Consider the following 14569-nt stretch of genomic DNA (forward strand, 5'->3'; position numbering starts at 1 on the left):
CGATTTCAGGAATTATGCAGTGACGCGAGCCCCCGGGCGGGAAACTTGCGCACATGAAGTCCACCGGCGAGGGCGACGAGGCCGCCATCATGCCGGAATTACGTGCGTCATGGAAATAGCGTGCCTACCCGAAAAATCGATGCAAGCGCCCTCCAGTATTTGCGGTCGCGGCACGATTATGGCGGCGAATGCATTTCCGCGCGCGGAAACGCATTCCCTTTTCCAAGGCCGGCGCGATTTGTTTTTGTCCCCTTGCGTGTTTCCACGATGCTCCGGTGCTCTTTCACGGTTTCCCGCCGCCCGGATTTTTTATGACGGGAACGATAGCCCGCCTATTCCAAGGCAGGGATATCTTTTTTCATGAACACATCATATCGTCCGGTTTTTCCAGCGCTTTCCGGAGGTAGCCGTTTGCATCTCGGTGCCCTGTTCATCGCAAGCCATGTCCTGACATCAGGTTCCGTCCGCGAGACTGCGCGGCGCTTCCAGCTGTCGCCCTCAACCGTGTCCACCGCAATTCATAATCTCGAGATCGAACTGGCGATCAAGCTGACGGAACGCACCTCCGGCGAGTTGGTGACTCTGCTCGCAAGCGACCGGGTACTGGAAGGCCTGGAGCCAATCACCGCCGCGATTGCTGAGTTCGGCCAATTGAGCGGCCAGGACAGCGTAGCGGCCGCTGATGTCTACGAGGCCTGGGCATCCCGCATTCCCGTCAAGATCGTCACGATGGAGCGCTTTCTCGAAGTCGCCGACCAGGGCAGCATCAACCGCGCCGCCCGCCGCCTTCGTCTCGGTCAGCCGCAGCTTTCGCTGCAGCTTGCCAATCTCGAGAAGTTTTCGGGCCATCGCCTCTTCGAGCGGCAGGCGCAGGGCTCGGTGCTGACGGAGGAGGGCAGGCGCGCCTACCAGATCTTCATGGCGATCAGCCAAGCGTGGAACGAGCTGAAATCCTCGGCCGACGAGCGCTATCAGCGCAATGCCCGGTCGCTGCGCATCGGCTCGATCATCCCGACCGGATCGGAAAGCTGGGTGGCGCGCTGCCTGGGTTCGCTGGTTTCCGAGTGGAATCTCCGCCGCAACAACAACGCGATCTCGCTGGTGTCGATGACCGCCGACGACCTGCGCGAGGCACTGAAGAGCGGCCGCATCGATGTCGCGATCCTGGATTCGGTCTTCGGCCTCGAAAGCTTCCGGCATCGCGAACTGCTGCAGACCGAGATGGTGGTGATCGCCCCGCCTGACAGTACCGAGACCAGCGTCGCCGACCTCGTCGCCGGCCACGCGATCTGCATGCCGAGCCCACGCACCGGTCTCGGTCATGCGGCGATGGCCTTCAGTTATGGGCGCGCGCCCAACCGGCGCCTGCGCAATCAGGACATCACCGCGGCGGATTCACTGCCTGTCATCGTCGACCTTGTCGCCAATCACGGCTACGTCTCCTTCCTCGGCCGGGTCAGCGCCCTGCCGATCGCCGACAGGGTGCGCATCGTCGATCTCGACGTGCATCTGCCGATGTCCTATCACGTCGCCTTCAACCATCGCAAAGCCGCCGCGGATGCCTCTACTGTCATCATCGAGACGGCGGCGAGGATTACGTCGGAACCCGTCGCGCAAACCGCGAGGCAGGCGGCCGGAACCAGGGAGACTGCAGCGTGACGATCTTGCTGGAAGTGTGCGTGGACAGCGCCGACGGCCTTGCTGCCGCCATCGAAGGCGGTGCCGGCCGCATCGAGCTCTGTTCAGCGCTGGAGCTCGGCGGTCTGACGCCGCTGCCGAGCCTGATGAAGATCGCCGCCCGGGCGCCCATTCCGGTCTACGCGATGATCCGCCCGCACGCCGGCCCCTTCATCTTCGGCAGGACGGATGAGGAAGCGATGATGATTGATATCGACGCTGTGCGCGCCGCTGGCCTTGCCGGCGTCGTCATCGGCGCCAACCGGCCCGATGGCACGCTCGACATGCCGTTGATCCACCGTTTGAAGGAGCGCGCAGCGGGACTCGGCTCGACACTGCATCGCGCTTTCGATCTGGTGCCGGATGCCGATCAGGCGCTGGAGCAGGCGGTCGAACTCGGCTGCGAACGCATCCTGACATCAGGCTGCGCGTTGAAGGCGGCAGACGGCATCGACACGCTGAAGCGCATTTCGGTTAAGGCGGCCAGCCGTATTTCGATCATGCCCGGCAGCGGCATCCGCCCGGCAAATGTTGGCCATATCCTGCGAGCGACCGGCGCCCGCGAGGTTCACGGGTCTTGCAGTTCGCCGGTCGAAAGTGCCGATCCACGCGCGGTCGCCTTTGGCTTCGAGGCGAAAAGCACGAACCGGACGGATGTCGCCGTGGTGAGCGAGATGCGCCGCGCGATCGCGGCGACCCTTTAAGCGATACTGATCACCGCCTTGATCAACCCGTTCTTCTCATGCGCCCAGCGGGCGAGATCACGCGGCGCGTCGGCAAGCGTCGTGCGGTGGGTGATGAGTTTTTCCACCGGTACCAGACCTTTGGCGATCGAATCCGCCACATGCTCGAAATCGACGCGGGTGGCGTTGCGGCTGCCGATCACCATCATCTCGCGCTTGTGGAATTCGGGATCGGAGAAGCGGATGTCGTCCTTGACGACGCTGACCAGCACCAGCGCGCCGCCATGGGCGACGAAGGAGAAGGCCTTCTCCATCGACGGCCCGTAACCGGTCGCGTCGAAAACCACGTCGAAACCGTCGCCATTGGTTTTTTCGCGCACGACATCCGCCGTCGTCTCATTCGCCACGATGCCTGACGTGAAACCGAAGCGCTCGGAGGCCATCTGCAGCCGCTCGGTGCTAGTGTCGAGCAGCGTTACATCATGGCCCGCGATGCGTGAGAAGATCGCCGTCCCGAGCCCGATCGGCCCGGCGCCGATGACGAGCGCCCGCGCACCGGCGCCTGTTATCGAGCGGCGCACCGCGTGGGCGCCGATCGCCAGAAATTCCGTCGTTGCCGCCGCCTCGAGGCTCAGGCCTTTGGCGGGATAAAGATTGCCCGCCGGAACGGAGATCTCTTCGCAGAAGGCGCCGTCCGTATGAACGCCGAGCACCTTGATGTTGGTGCAGCAATTCGGCTTGCCCTGGCGGCAGGCCACGCATTGGCCGCAGGAGAGATAGGGATTGACGATGACGGGCGTGCCGACCGCTAGGCTCACGCCATCGCCGGCCTCCAGCACCGTCGCCGAAATCTCATGTCCCATCACCCGGGGATATTCGAGGAAAGGGTGCTTGCCCTCGAAGATATGATAATCCGTGCCGCAAATGCCGACATGGCTGACGGCAAGGCGCACCCAACCCGCTGCGGGAGCCGCAGGCGAAGGACGCTCGACGATATCGAGCACGCCGGGCTCCCGGCAAAGAACTGCTTTCATGACGGGTCTCGCATTCCTAAGGCGTGTCGCGCAAAAGTGTGAGCGGTTTTGCGATAACGACATGCGTAAAAACAAAGACCTAAAGCGCGGGGGCCAATCTGTAAGATTGCGACGCGCTTTAGAATTGAGGAAGCCGGCCTGATAGGGCCGGCTGTCCTTTTGTCGCTCAATTGCTCTTGCGGCGGCGCAACTGATCGAAGAACACGATCACGATGATCAGCAGACCGGTGATGATGCGCTGCCAGAAGGAGTTGACGTTCAGAAGGTTCGCGCCGTTGTTGATGGTGGCGAGAATGAAGGCGCCGATCAGCGGGCCATGCACGGAACCGACCGCGCCGAACAGGCTGGTGCCGCCGATGACTGAGGAGGCGATCGCCTGCAGTTCCCAGCCGTCGGCCTGTGTCGCGTTGCCGATTGCAATACGCGAGGCGAGCAGGACGCCGACGAAGGCTGCAAAGCCGGCCGAAAGGATATAGGCAAGGTAGATCATCCCCTTGACGTTGACGCCGGAAAGGCGCGCCGCCTCGGCATTGGAGCCGACCGCGAAGAGATAGCGGCCCCAGCGGCTCAGATGCAGGAAGACGAAGGAGGGGACCGCCACCAGAATGACCATCCAGAACAGGCTTGGAACGCCGAGGAAATCGGCGCGGGCGAAATTGCTGAAACTTTCGTCGGTGATGCTGATCGTCGAGCCGTTGGTGATCAGCAGGCCGATGCCGCGCAGCGATGTCAGCGTCGCCAGCGTGATGATGAAGGGCGGCAGGCCCATATGAACGATGCCGAAGCCATGGAAGGCGCCGATCGCCACACCGATTGCCAACGTCAGCACGATCGCCGCCCAGAGCGGTATGCCCGCCTGCAGCAGCCACGCGATGACGACCGTGCAGAAGCCGACGATGGCGCCGACCGAAAGGTCGATGCCGGCGGTGATGATGACGAAGGTCTGGCCAAGCGCCAGGATCGCCGTCATCGCCCCTTGGCGCAGCAGGTTGGAGATGTTGAGCGGCGTCCAGAAGCTCTCGGTGACGAAGCCGAGCACGACCCAGAGGAAGATCAGCAGCCCGATCAGCGTCAGGCCGAACAGGATGTTCATTTTCCGGCGCGGCGGCGGTGCGACGATTTCGGTGGGGGTGGCAGTCATGGATTTTCTCCCTCTTAGTCTTTTGGCTCAGACGCCGATGGCTTCGCTGAGCACTTCTTCATGCGTCGCCGCGTGGAAATCATGGCTCGCGACGAGCTTGCCGCCACGGAAGACGTGCAGCCGGTCGGCCAGTTCGTAGACCTCGGGCAGGTAGGAGGAGATCAGGATGATGCCCGCCCCTTCCTTCAGAAGCTTGGCGAAGAGCCGGTAGATTTCCGCCTTGGTGCCGACGTCGACACCGACGGTCGGCTCATCGAAAATGAAAAGCCGGGCGCCGTGGCTCAGCCACTTGCCGATGACGATCTTCTGCTGGTTGCCGCCCGACATGCTGGAGGCCGGAACGCGCCGGCTCGGCGTCTTGATGCTGAGATCGCGGATCTGCTTGTCGGCATTCGTCGATTCGCGCGCGTGGTTGATGACCGGGCCGTTGCTGAGACGTCCGAATACCGGCAGGTTGATGTTGAGGCCGATCGGCAGGTTGAGGCAGAGCCCCTGGTCGCGCCGGCTTTCGGGCGCGAGCGCAATGCCGAGCTCCATCGCGGTGCGTTCGTTCCTGATATCGACGCGCTTGCCCATCCAGTGGATCTCGCCGGCGCTTGTCGGCTGGCGCCCATAGAGCCCAAGCGCAAATTCGCTGCGCCCGGCACCGATCAGGCCATAGAGCCCGACGATCTGTCCTGCCTTGACGCTCAGCGACACGTCCTCGAAGCCCGGGCCGGTGAGGCCCCTGACGTCGACGATCGTCTGGCCAATCGGAATGTCTTCCTTGTGGTAGATCTGCTCGATCGAGCGATTGATCATCAGCGCGATCAGCTCGGTCTCGTTGGTCTCGCCGATCGGCCGGGTGCCGACATGCGTACCGTCGCGCAGTACCGAGACACGGTCGGCAAGTTCGAAGACTTCTTCCATGCGGTGGCTGATGTAGACGATGGTGACGCCTTCACCCTGCAGACGGCGGATCAGCTTGAAGAGCTGTGCGGATTCCTGGCGGGTGAGATAGGCTGTGGGCTCGTCGAAGATCAGGAATTGCGTGCCGCGCATGGCCGCGCGCGCGGTGGCGACGAGCTGCTGCTGACCGATCGTCAGCGAGCTCAGAAGCGCTCCGGCCGGCAGGCCGAAGCCCAGATCGTCGAGAACGGCCTGCGCCATTTTCTCCATCTGCTTCTTGCGCATCAGCCCGTAACGGTTGACCTCGTCGCCGAGGAAGAGATTGGCGGCAACAGTCAGGTGCCGGCAGAGCACGACTTCCTGGTGGACAGCGTTGATGCCGCGGGCGATTGCCTCGTTCGGCGTCGACAAGCCTACCGGATGGCCACACCACAGTACCTCGCCGGCCGTGCGGGTGATGACGCCGGTAAGCAATTTGATGAGGGTAGATTTGCCGGCGCCGTTTTCGCCAACGATGGCGTGGATTTCACCGGCAAGGAAGGTCAGCGTCGCTGGTTTCAGCGCCTGCACGTGACCGTAGTTCTTCTGCAGGCCTTTCAGTTCGAGGATGGGCGATCCAGCGGGAATTCGATTGGCTTCTTTCAGCGTCGCGCTGTCATCGTGGCGATGACTGACCTCTTCCAGTCCGATCATGGACCTCTCCTCTCTTGTCACGTCTGCTCCATCCCTGGTGAATCATACCACGGATGAGAAAGGCCGCGCCGGCTTTTGAAGCCGGCGCGGCCGTCTTGTCGTTTTACTTGATCTTCGGGTTCAGCAGTGCGTCGATCTTCGGATCGGCCATGTTCGCCTTGGTGACGAGGTTGGCGCCGGTGTCGACATTTGCCGGAACCTTCTCGCCCTTGGATACGGCAAGCGCGGTCTTGATGCCGTCATAACCCATGCGATAGGGGTCCTGGACGACGAGGCCGGCGATCGCACCGTCCTTGAGGAAGCCGACCGTCTTGTCGTCGCTGTCGAAGCCGATGACCTTGATCTTGTCGCCGAGCTTGTTTTCGGCGATTGCCTGGCCGACGCCCTGCGCCAAGATCAGGTTCGATGCGAAGACGCCAACGAGCTTCGGATTGGCCGTGATCAGGTCGGTCATCATGTTAAGACCGGTCGTCGCCTGGCCGTCACCGTACTTGTCGGCGATGACCTTCAGACCCGGATACTTGGTCTTTACCTGATCCAGGAAGCCTTCGCGGCGCTGCTCCAGCGAGCCGACGCCAGGAAGATTGGTGAGGATGACGATTTCGCCTTCTTCCTTGCCCGTCAGTTTCTTGATGGCAGCGGCAAGACCGTCGGCAGCGATGCGGCCGCCCTGGACGTTGTCGGTCGTCAGGAACGACTTGAATGCCTTGGAGTCGGCGCCGGAGTCGATGCCGATGATCGGAACCGACTTGGCGGCTTCGTCGATCGGCTTGCCGAGGGCCTTGAACTCGGTCGGCGAGATGACGACGGCGGCCGGCTTGCCGGCAACGGCGTTCTCAAGAATGCTGATCTGGCCGTTGATGTCGGATTCGGCCTGTGCGCCGAGCTCCGGCACCTTGACGCCGAGATCCTTGCCGGCCTTGCGAGCGCCAGCCAGAACGATCTGCCAGTAGAAGGACGTCGTGTCCTTGACGATGATCGGGATCGTCACCTCGGCAGCAAAGGACGTTGCCGGCATTGCCGTGGCGATGAAAGCAACACCCGCAAGCGCTGCAAAGGCGCGGCGCGACAGAAGGGATTTTACGATGGTCATAAGGGTTCTCCTCTCAAGATGCGTTCTCCTCCAAATAAACCAGACCGCTGAACGCTAGCGGAGGGTTTTTATCGATAAAAAACATTTGCCGGGAGAAGCTAGCCGAGGCGCATTCAAATTGCAAGTGCGCCGATCTCGCTTTTTTTCCTTGGAAAAATTCCCCCAAGCAACTGATTTTATTTCAATACCACGATAGCCTAAAATAGGGTATCAAGCCATGTCGACTTCGTGCGGATGCACCACACCCTTTTTCAGAATCAGGTTGCCGTACAAACGAAATTCCGTCGTCGCGACGATATAGGCAGCCTTGCGGGCCATCGCGTAGAAGGCGAAGCGCTCCACCGGCACGATGCGGAAATCGCCGCCGCGCCTGGCGACGATCTCCTGGAACTCGGCGCAGACTTCCGGCACCGCGTGGGGGTCGCCAACCACCTCCATCCGCCATGCCGTTTCCGGCACGAAAGTGTCGAGCGGCATATGCGTGAGGATCGCCTCGGCCATCGCTGTGGCGCTGACGCCGTCGGCGCGAATGACCGGCGGGCCCATCGAGCCCGAGGGGAAATTGGCGTCTGATATGACGATGTCGTCGCCATGTCCCATGGTCTTCAGAGCATGGAGCAGGTCAGGGCCGAGCAGTGGATGAATACCCCTAAGCATGTTTTCTCCTCAGACTCGGACAGCTTCGGCGCCGAGCGGCGGCGCAACCAGCGTGTAGGGTTCGAATTCGGCATAGATGCCGTCGTCAATCTGCGGCGCGACGATCTCCATGTTGCGCGTCAGGCTCGAAGGCTTGGCCGTGCCGATCAGCACCGATGCGACGATATCCTCTCGCAACGGAAACTTCATGGCGGGAGCCGCGAGCGGCACCCCGTGGCGCTTGGCGATCGCCTCCATCGCGCCGACCTTGGCGAGCACGTCGTCATCTGCCGGCAGATAGTCGAAATGCGAGCCCGGCACCGGGCCGGTAGCGAGGATGCCGGAGTTGAAGACACCGCCGACGACCAGTGACGTGCCCTTCTGCCGGCAGAGCGGCAGGAGTTCGGCAACGGCCGAACGGTCGAGCAGCGTATAGCGGCCGGCGAGCAGGATGCAGTCGAGATCGGCATGGCGCATGACATCGAGGCAGACCGGCACTTCGTTGACGCCGAGACCGAAAGCGGAGATCGCACCCGAGGAGCGCAGTTCTTCCAATGCCTTAACGCCGGAATCGAGGAACTGTTTCAGGTGGACCGCGTTTTTCGCCGCGCCATGCGTATAGCCGCCGATGTCGTGCACGTAGAGAATGTCGATGCGGTTGAGGCCGAGGCGGGCATAGCTGAACTCGACCGAGCGCATGATGCCGTCATAGGAATAGTCGTAATCGGCATCGAAGGAGAGCGGATTGACATAGCCGTAATTGGGCACGGTTCCGGTTGGCACCGGCCGCATAAGCCGACCGACCTTGGTGGAAAGCACGTAATCGCCTTCAGGCTTGTCGCGCAGGAAGTCGCCGACCCGCCGCTCGGCAAGGCCAAGCCCATACCAGGGTGCCACGTCGAAATAGCGGATACCGCTGTCCCAGGCCGCCTGCAGCGTGTCTATCGCCTGCTCGCGCGGGCATTCCCGGTAGAGGCCGCCGAGTGCCGCCGCGCCGAAACTGATTTCGGTCACATCAAGCTTGGTTTTGCCGATCCGTCTGGTCTTCATCATCTCTCCTCGCCGGGACCTCAAACTCGATTCTTTATTTAGAGCGTCGCGCCGAGATGCCAGGGCACAAATTCATTATCGCCGTAGCCGAAGATCTCGCTCTTGGTCTTCTTGCCCGAAGCCGTATCGACGATGAGCTCGAAGATCTCGCGGCCCTTGCCGCTGATCGTCGCATCACCGGTGGCGATGGTGCCGCAATCGATGTCCATGTCCTCTTCCATCGAGGCAAAGAGCGCCGAATTGCTGGAAAGTTTCAGCGACGGCGCCGGTCGGCAGCCGAAGCAGCTGCCGCGGCCCGTGGTGAAGGCGATCATGTTTGCCCCGCCTGCCACCTGGCCGGTCGCAGAGACCGGGTCGTAGCCGGGGGTATCCATGAAGACGAGGCCGGGCGCCGTGACCCGCTCGGCGTAACCATAGACCGCCGTCAGCGGCGAGCGCCCGCCCTTGGCAACCGCGCCGAGTGACTTTTCCAGGATGGTGGTGAGCCCGCCGCGCTTGTTGCCGGGCGAAGGGTTGTTGTCGAGCGAGGCGCCGTGCAGGGCGACGTACTCCTCCCACCAGGCGATCTTCTCGTCGAGCTTCTTTGCCACCTCGTCGCTGACGGCGCGGCTGCGCAGCAGGTGTTCCGCACCGTAGATTTCCGAGGTTTCCGAAAGGATCGCCGTGCCGCCGGCCGCAGCCAGAAGATCGGCAGCGACACCGAGCGCCGGATTGGCGGTGATGCCGGAAAAGCCGTCCGAGCCGCCGCATTGCAGGCCGATGATGATCTCGCCGATCGAGATCGGCACGCGTTTTTCCCTGCCGACATCGGCGGCAATCTCGCGCAGAACGCCCATGGCGCGCTCGACCGCGCGGCGCGAACCGCCGGCGTCCTGGATGTTGAAGTGCCGCTTCGAGGCGCCCGCGCCGCTCTGGCCGTAAAGCGTCAGCTGGTTGACCTCGCAGCCGAGGCCGATCATCAGCACGCCGCCGAAATTCACATGCCTTGTATAACCGGCAAGCGTGCGGTGCAGCACGTTCATGCCGTCGCCGGTCGAGCTCATGCCGCAGCCCTGATCGTGCACGATCGGCACGAAACCATCGATGCCTTCGTAATGCGGCAGGATCGTCCGGTTCGCCTCGTCGGCGATGGCCCGGCAGACCGTGGTGGAACAGTTCACGCTGGCAATGATGCCGATATAATTGCGCGTTGCCGCGCGACCGTCGGCGCGGCGATAACCCATGAAGGTACGCGCCGTGTCCTCGGCGCTCGCCGCTTCCGGTGCCGAATTGGCGGTCGCGGCCAGCCGGTCATTTTCGAAATGCAGGTTATGACTGTGCACGTGGTCGCCGGCCTTGACCTCGGCCGTGGTGCGGCCGATTGCCTGTCCGTATTTCACTACCGCAGCGCCAAGCGGAATATCCGCAATCGCGACCTTATGGCCGGGATCGATCTTCTGGCGAGCCTCAACGCCGGCAACCGTCGAACCCTGCGCGATAGCCGCCGTTGCGACCGCGACATTGTCTCCGGCCGACAGGATGATCCAAGGCTGTTTGTCCAATCTCTTCTCCCTTGAGCATGATGCCGAAAAGCGTCCGCGATTTTGGGACGACATCATGCTCCTGCTCTTGATGAAACACCCGCTGCATCGGCGAATGCGCATTGATTTTGTTTTTTATCTACAATAAACATTTTCAAGTCAACGGGAATATTGATCCTGTGGACGAGGGAGGCAATGAGCCGCAGGCGGCCGGAAATAAGCTAAAGGTCGTTTGAACAAGCCCCGGTCCGGCGCTGTCCTGCTCTTTGAGCGGGAATGGCGATCGCGGCACGCGGGCGGAAAAGCGGAGGTCTGATGGCAAGGCAGAACACGGTCTTCAAGGAAGCGTACAATCGCTACGCCGTAGCGCTGCGCACCGATACGGCGCTGCCCTCGGAACCCGAGATCGCCGCCCAGCTCGGCGTCAGCCGCTCGACGGCGCGCGCCATCCTCACCAGGCTCAGCGAAGAAGGTATCATCCGCTGGAACAAGCGCCAGAAGACCGTGCTGCGCCAGCCGACCGACCGCGACCTCTTCCCTTCCGAAGAAACGGATTCGCTGCATGACATCATCGAGCGCAGCTTCATGCAGCGCATCCTTGCCGATGATGCCGCGCCGGGCATGCAGATCAACGAGTTGGAGCTTGCCCGCGAGATCGGCACCGGCACGACGAGCGTGCGCGAATTCTTGATCCGCTTCTCCCGCTTCGGCCTCATTGAGAAACGCCCGAACAGCCACTGGACGCTGAAGGGCTTCACCCGCGAATTCGCCCTCGAGCTTGCCGATGTGCGCGAGATGTTCGAGCTGCATTCCGCCGCCGAATTCGGCCGGCTTTCCCGCGACAACCAGGCGTGGATCGATCTCGCCGCCATGCGCGATGAACACCTTGCCATGCTCGGCGACATCAATGAGCGCTTCAAGGATTTCTCCGTTCTCGACGAACGTTTCCACTTGCTGATCCACCGCGCCTCGAAGAACCGCTTCATCGCCGATTTTTACGATGCGATCGCCATCATCTTCCACTATCACTACCAGTGGAACAAAACCGCCGCCCGCGAGCGCAACGAGCGGGCCATCCACGAACATCTGGATTACATCGCAGCACTCGATTCCGGCGACCAGGCGGCGATCGAAAAGGCCTGCCGTGTGCATCTGCGCTCCGCACGCCAGACCCTGCTGCAATCTCTGCCGCAGATCGCCGAGAGCGCCTGAGCTGATGAAAGCAGCTTTTGGTTCTAGGGTCGCTCAATCGGCTTTCGGCTGGCCAGGACGCTGTCCGTAGGCCGTGAGAATAGCACCGATCAGGCCCGGGAAGCGCTCATCCAGCTCTGCGCAGCGGCTTTGGTTGCGCATCTCCACACCCTGGCGCTCGCTCCGGATTAGCCCGGACTCACGCAGCACTTTGAAATGGTTCGATAGCGACGATTTCGGGATGATGCGCTCGCCCAGATAGGCAAGCGCAGAACACGTCACCCCACAGCCGGCGACAAGCTGCGTAAATATTGCGACGCGCTCCGGGTCGGAGAGTGCATACAGGATCGCCTCAGGCCGGATGTCCTCGATTGCTGGGTGAAAGAGCGGTCTCATGAATTTTCATATAGTGCCACTTGACATCCAGATCAACAGTTCCGAATTTCTGAACTACGGAACAAGGCAGCCAATCTCGGCGCCAGTCCGGATCAGAAGGAATTAGAGATGGCTAAGCTCACGGGAAAGGTCGCAGTCGTAACGGGCGCCTCCAAAGGGATCGGCGCCGCGATTGCCAAGGCGCTCGCCGCGGAGGGTGCACAAGTGGTGGTGAACTACGCTTCCAGCAAGGCGGGAGCGGATGCCGTGGTTGAGGCGATCAGCGCGGCGGGTGGCAAAGCCATCGCGGTGCAGGGCGATGTCTCCAAGGCCGAACAGGCACAGGGCCTGGTCGATGCCGCGGTCAAGGAATTCGGCAAGCTCGACGTGCTGGTCAACAACTCCGGTGTCTATGAATTTGCGCCGATCGAGCAGGTGACCGAAGAGCAGTATCGTCGCATCTTCGACGTGAATGTTCTGGGTGTTCTGCTGACCACCCAGGCAGCGGTCAAGCATCTTGGCGAGGGCAGCAGCGTCATCAACATCTCGTCTGTGGTCACCAGCCTGGCTCCGCCTGACTCTTCCGTCTACACCGGCACGAAGGGCGCCGTGGAGGGCATCAACAGCGTGCTCGCCAAGGAACTGGGTCCCCGCAAGATCCGGGTCAACGCCATCCTCCCGGGGATCGTCGAGACTGAGGGCACACACACCGCCGGCGTCATCGGCTCGGATTTCGAGCAGGCTCTGGTGGCCCAGACGCCGCTCGGCCGCACTGGCCAGCCGGATGATATCGCCGGTGTCGCGGTCTTCCTCGCTTCCGACGATGCCCGCTGGCTGACCGGCGAGCGCTTGGCCGCCAGCGGCGGTTTCCGCTGATCGTTGTGATGGTTGCGTGCTCTCTCGTGGAGCACGTACGCCACTCGTCACAGTAGGCTCTCTTAGAGTAATTCCAGGAAAAGTGTGAAGCGGTTTTCCGTCCGGAATTGCCTAAAAACAAAAACTTAGAGCGGTTCTGCGCTTCCGTGAAAAGCTGAACCGCTCTAGTGCAAGGTTAAAGCGACCGGTTCCGGGCTTGACTGAAAGCTGAACCGCTATTGTGAAGCCGCCTCGCTTGTCGTTCCTGCGGCCGGCTCTTCACGCCTGCTATGGCCGACCGGGATCAGCCAGGTAGTGAAGAAGGTCAGCACCGCGACGACGACCACGCCCCAGAAGCTCCAATGCAACGCCGCATTAAAGACCGAGCGGATTGCCGGATCGGCAGCGAGCGCCGAAAGCCCGGTCGGCTGGTTCAGTGCCGCATGCAGGCCGGCGGCGGCCTCGCCGCCGGCATAGTGGCTGATGCCGGCGTTGAGAATGGCGCCGAGCACGGTGGCGCCAAGCGTATTGCCGAGGCTGCGGGCGAAGATGATCGAGGCGGTGGCGCTGCCGCGCATCGACCATTCGACGCTGTCCTGCACCAGCACGATGCTGGTGAGACTGATGAGACCCATGCCAAAGCCCATGAAGAAGGAGCCGGCGCCGGCAAGCGCCGGCGAGCTTTCCGGAGTCAGGAACAACAGGAAGCAGGCGCCGAACGGAAACAGCAGGCTGCCGACGCGCAAGGTGCGACGGATGCCGAAAGCCCTGTAGAAGCGGCTGGAAAGCATCACCGCCATCGGCCAGCCGACCACGAGCATGGTGAGCGTGAAGCCGGCAACGATGGGCGAGCGGCCGAGCACGCCCTGCACATAGATCGGCAGGATGGTGGAAAGCCCGATCAGCGCCATGCCGGCAAGCAGCGTCGCCGCATTGCTGGTCGCGATCAGCCGGCGGCTCCAGAGCGCGATCGAAATGATCGGTTCCGGCGCCCGCTTCTCCTGCGCAAGGAAGAGAAGGCCGGCGATCACGAAGACGGCGAAAAGCGAAATCAGAATCCAGGCGCTCGCATCCGTTTCCGTCAGCATGACGAGCAGCGCCACGATCGAGATCGAAAACAGCACCGCGCCGAGATAGTCGATCTTTGCCTGCTTGTGCGCCACATCCTCTTTCAGGAAGGCCATGAAGGCGATGATCGAGACGATGCCGATCGGCAGGTTGATCCAGAAGATCCAGGCCCAGGAAATGTTGTCGACGATGATGCCGCCGGCAAGCGGCCCGACGACGGCCGATGTCGCCCAGACGGTCGCCATGAAGCCCTGCACGCGGCCGCGCTCCTCAAGCGTGAAGAGATCGCCGATGATGGTCATCGTCACCGGCTGGATCGCACCGGCGCCAAGCCCCTGCAATAGCCGAAAAAGCACCAGCGACATCATCGACCAGGCAAACCCGCAGAGAGCCGAGCCCGCGAGGAAGATGACGATGCCGCCGATCAGCACCGGCTTGCGCCCGAAAATGTCGGAAAGCTTGCCGTAGATAACAGTCGTCGTCGACTGCGCCAGCAGGAAGGCCGAAAACACCCAGCTGTAATAGGAAAATCCGCCGAGCTGCCCGACGATGCGCGGCATAGCCGTCGCCACGATCGTCGCCTCGATCGCCACCATAAAGGTCGCGAGCATGATGGTGGCGACGACAAGCACGCGGTTCGAGCGATGCGCAGCATTCGACATGAC

At 62.1% G+C, this 14569-nt stretch carries 13 protein-coding genes; 4 read left to right on the forward strand and 9 right to left on the reverse strand.

All coding sequences use genetic code 11. From position 1 onward, the window contains the following. Positions 1-411 precede the first annotated feature (411 nt). Positions 412-1659, forward strand: a complete 1248-nt coding sequence (locus EFQ99_RS05040) for a LysR family transcriptional regulator (protein WP_126919603.1) — start codon at positions 412-414, stop codon at positions 1657-1659. Beyond that, positions 1656-2381: a copper homeostasis protein CutC gene (locus EFQ99_RS05045; RefSeq protein ID WP_126919524.1), complete on the forward strand. Its 726-nt coding sequence runs from the start codon at positions 1656-1658 to the stop codon at positions 2379-2381. The genes EFQ99_RS05040 and EFQ99_RS05045 overlap by 4 nt, the downstream gene beginning before the upstream one ends. Here EFQ99_RS05045 and EFQ99_RS05050 read toward each other — a convergent pair. The 7 genes from EFQ99_RS05050 to EFQ99_RS05080 all read right to left on the reverse strand — a co-directional run bounded on the left by EFQ99_RS05050 (position 2378) and on the right by EFQ99_RS05080 (position 10436). Next, positions 2378-3394: a zinc-binding alcohol dehydrogenase family protein gene (locus EFQ99_RS05050; protein ID WP_126919525.1), complete on the reverse strand. Its 1017-nt coding sequence runs from the start codon at positions 3392-3394 to the stop codon at positions 2378-2380. The two genes, EFQ99_RS05045 and EFQ99_RS05050, sit on opposite strands and share 4 nt — an antisense overlap. Positions 3395-3560: 166 nt before the next feature. Further along, a complete protein-coding gene (locus EFQ99_RS05055) occupies positions 3561-4535 on the reverse strand; it encodes an ABC transporter permease (RefSeq protein WP_126919526.1) in 975 nt (324 codons plus the stop codon). 27 nt (positions 4536-4562) lie between these two features. Beyond that, on the reverse strand, positions 4563-6116 hold the full coding sequence (locus tag EFQ99_RS05060; protein WP_126919527.1) for a sugar ABC transporter ATP-binding protein: 1554 nt from the start codon (positions 6114-6116) through the stop codon (positions 4563-4565). A gap of 103 nt (positions 6117-6219) precedes the next feature. Next, positions 6220-7209, reverse strand: coding sequence for an ABC transporter substrate-binding protein (locus EFQ99_RS05065; protein ID WP_126919528.1), 990 nt, complete (start codon positions 7207-7209; stop codon positions 6220-6222). A 210-nt stretch (positions 7210-7419) separates the two neighbouring features. Next, positions 7420-7866 (reverse strand): RbsD/FucU family protein, encoded by a 447-nt coding sequence (locus tag EFQ99_RS05070; protein ID WP_126919529.1) that lies wholly within the window; start codon positions 7864-7866, stop codon positions 7420-7422. A 9-nt stretch (positions 7867-7875) separates the two neighbouring features. Further along, on the reverse strand, positions 7876-8895 hold the full coding sequence (locus tag EFQ99_RS05075) for an aldo/keto reductase (RefSeq protein WP_126919530.1): 1020 nt from the start codon (positions 8893-8895) through the stop codon (positions 7876-7878). 38 nt (positions 8896-8933) lie between these two features. Further along, complete coding sequence (locus EFQ99_RS05080; RefSeq protein WP_126919531.1) at positions 8934-10436, reverse strand: UxaA family hydrolase; 1503 nt, start codon at positions 10434-10436, stop codon at positions 8934-8936. Positions 10437-10730: 294 nt separating this feature from the next. Between EFQ99_RS05080 and EFQ99_RS05085 the strand changes: the two genes are divergently transcribed. Then, positions 10731-11627: a GntR family transcriptional regulator gene (locus tag EFQ99_RS05085; RefSeq protein WP_126919532.1), complete on the forward strand. Its 897-nt coding sequence runs from the start codon at positions 10731-10733 to the stop codon at positions 11625-11627. A gap of 33 nt (positions 11628-11660) precedes the next feature. On the opposite strand, the gene EFQ99_RS05090 is transcribed toward EFQ99_RS05085, so the two are convergent. Then, positions 11661-12002 (reverse strand): ArsR/SmtB family transcription factor, encoded by a 342-nt coding sequence (locus EFQ99_RS05090; protein ID WP_126919533.1) that lies wholly within the window; start codon positions 12000-12002, stop codon positions 11661-11663. Between the two features lie 108 nt (positions 12003-12110). Here EFQ99_RS05090 and EFQ99_RS05095 point away from each other — a divergent pair, with 108 nt between their 5' ends. Then, positions 12111-12857: a glucose 1-dehydrogenase gene (locus EFQ99_RS05095; RefSeq protein ID WP_126919534.1), complete on the forward strand. Its 747-nt coding sequence runs from the start codon at positions 12111-12113 to the stop codon at positions 12855-12857. Positions 12858-13072: 215 nt separating this feature from the next. On the opposite strand, the gene EFQ99_RS05100 is transcribed toward EFQ99_RS05095, so the two are convergent. After that, a complete protein-coding gene (locus tag EFQ99_RS05100) occupies positions 13073-14566 on the reverse strand; it encodes an MDR family MFS transporter (protein WP_126919535.1) in 1494 nt (497 codons plus the stop codon). Positions 14567-14569 lie beyond the last annotated feature (3 nt).

The sequence above is a fragment of the Rhizobium vallis genome (assembly GCF_003985155.1).
GTDB classification, from domain to species: Bacteria; Pseudomonadota; Alphaproteobacteria; order Rhizobiales; family Rhizobiaceae; genus Rhizobium; species Rhizobium vallis.

Excerpts from the sequence above, each read along its gene's own strand:
- EFQ99_RS05050 (WP_126919525.1), bottom strand. The coding sequence starts at position 3,394 with ATGAAAGCAGTTCTTTGCCGGGAGCCCGGCGTGCTCGATATCGTCGAG.
- EFQ99_RS05055 (WP_126919526.1), bottom strand. The coding sequence starts at position 4,535 with ATGACTGCCACCCCCACCGAAATCGTCGCACCGCCGCCGCGCCGGAAA.
- EFQ99_RS05060 (WP_126919527.1), bottom strand. The coding sequence starts at position 6,116 with ATGATCGGACTGGAAGAGGTCAGTCATCGCCACGATGACAGCGCGACG.
- EFQ99_RS05065 (WP_126919528.1), bottom strand. The coding sequence starts at position 7,209 with ATGACCATCGTAAAATCCCTTCTGTCGCGCCGCGCCTTTGCAGCGCTT.
- EFQ99_RS05070 (WP_126919529.1), bottom strand. The coding sequence starts at position 7,866 with ATGCTTAGGGGTATTCATCCACTGCTCGGCCCTGACCTGCTCCATGCT.
- EFQ99_RS05075 (WP_126919530.1), bottom strand. The coding sequence starts at position 8,895 with ATGAAGACCAGACGGATCGGCAAAACCAAGCTTGATGTGACCGAAATC.
- EFQ99_RS05085 (WP_126919532.1), top strand. The coding sequence starts at position 10,731 with ATGGCAAGGCAGAACACGGTCTTCAAGGAAGCGTACAATCGCTACGCC.
- EFQ99_RS05090 (WP_126919533.1), bottom strand. The coding sequence starts at position 12,002 with ATGAGACCGCTCTTTCACCCAGCAATCGAGGACATCCGGCCTGAGGCG.
- EFQ99_RS05095 (WP_126919534.1), top strand. The coding sequence starts at position 12,111 with ATGGCTAAGCTCACGGGAAAGGTCGCAGTCGTAACGGGCGCCTCCAAA.
- EFQ99_RS05100 (WP_126919535.1), bottom strand. The coding sequence starts at position 14,566 with ATGTCGAATGCTGCGCATCGCTCGAACCGCGTGCTTGTCGTCGCCACC.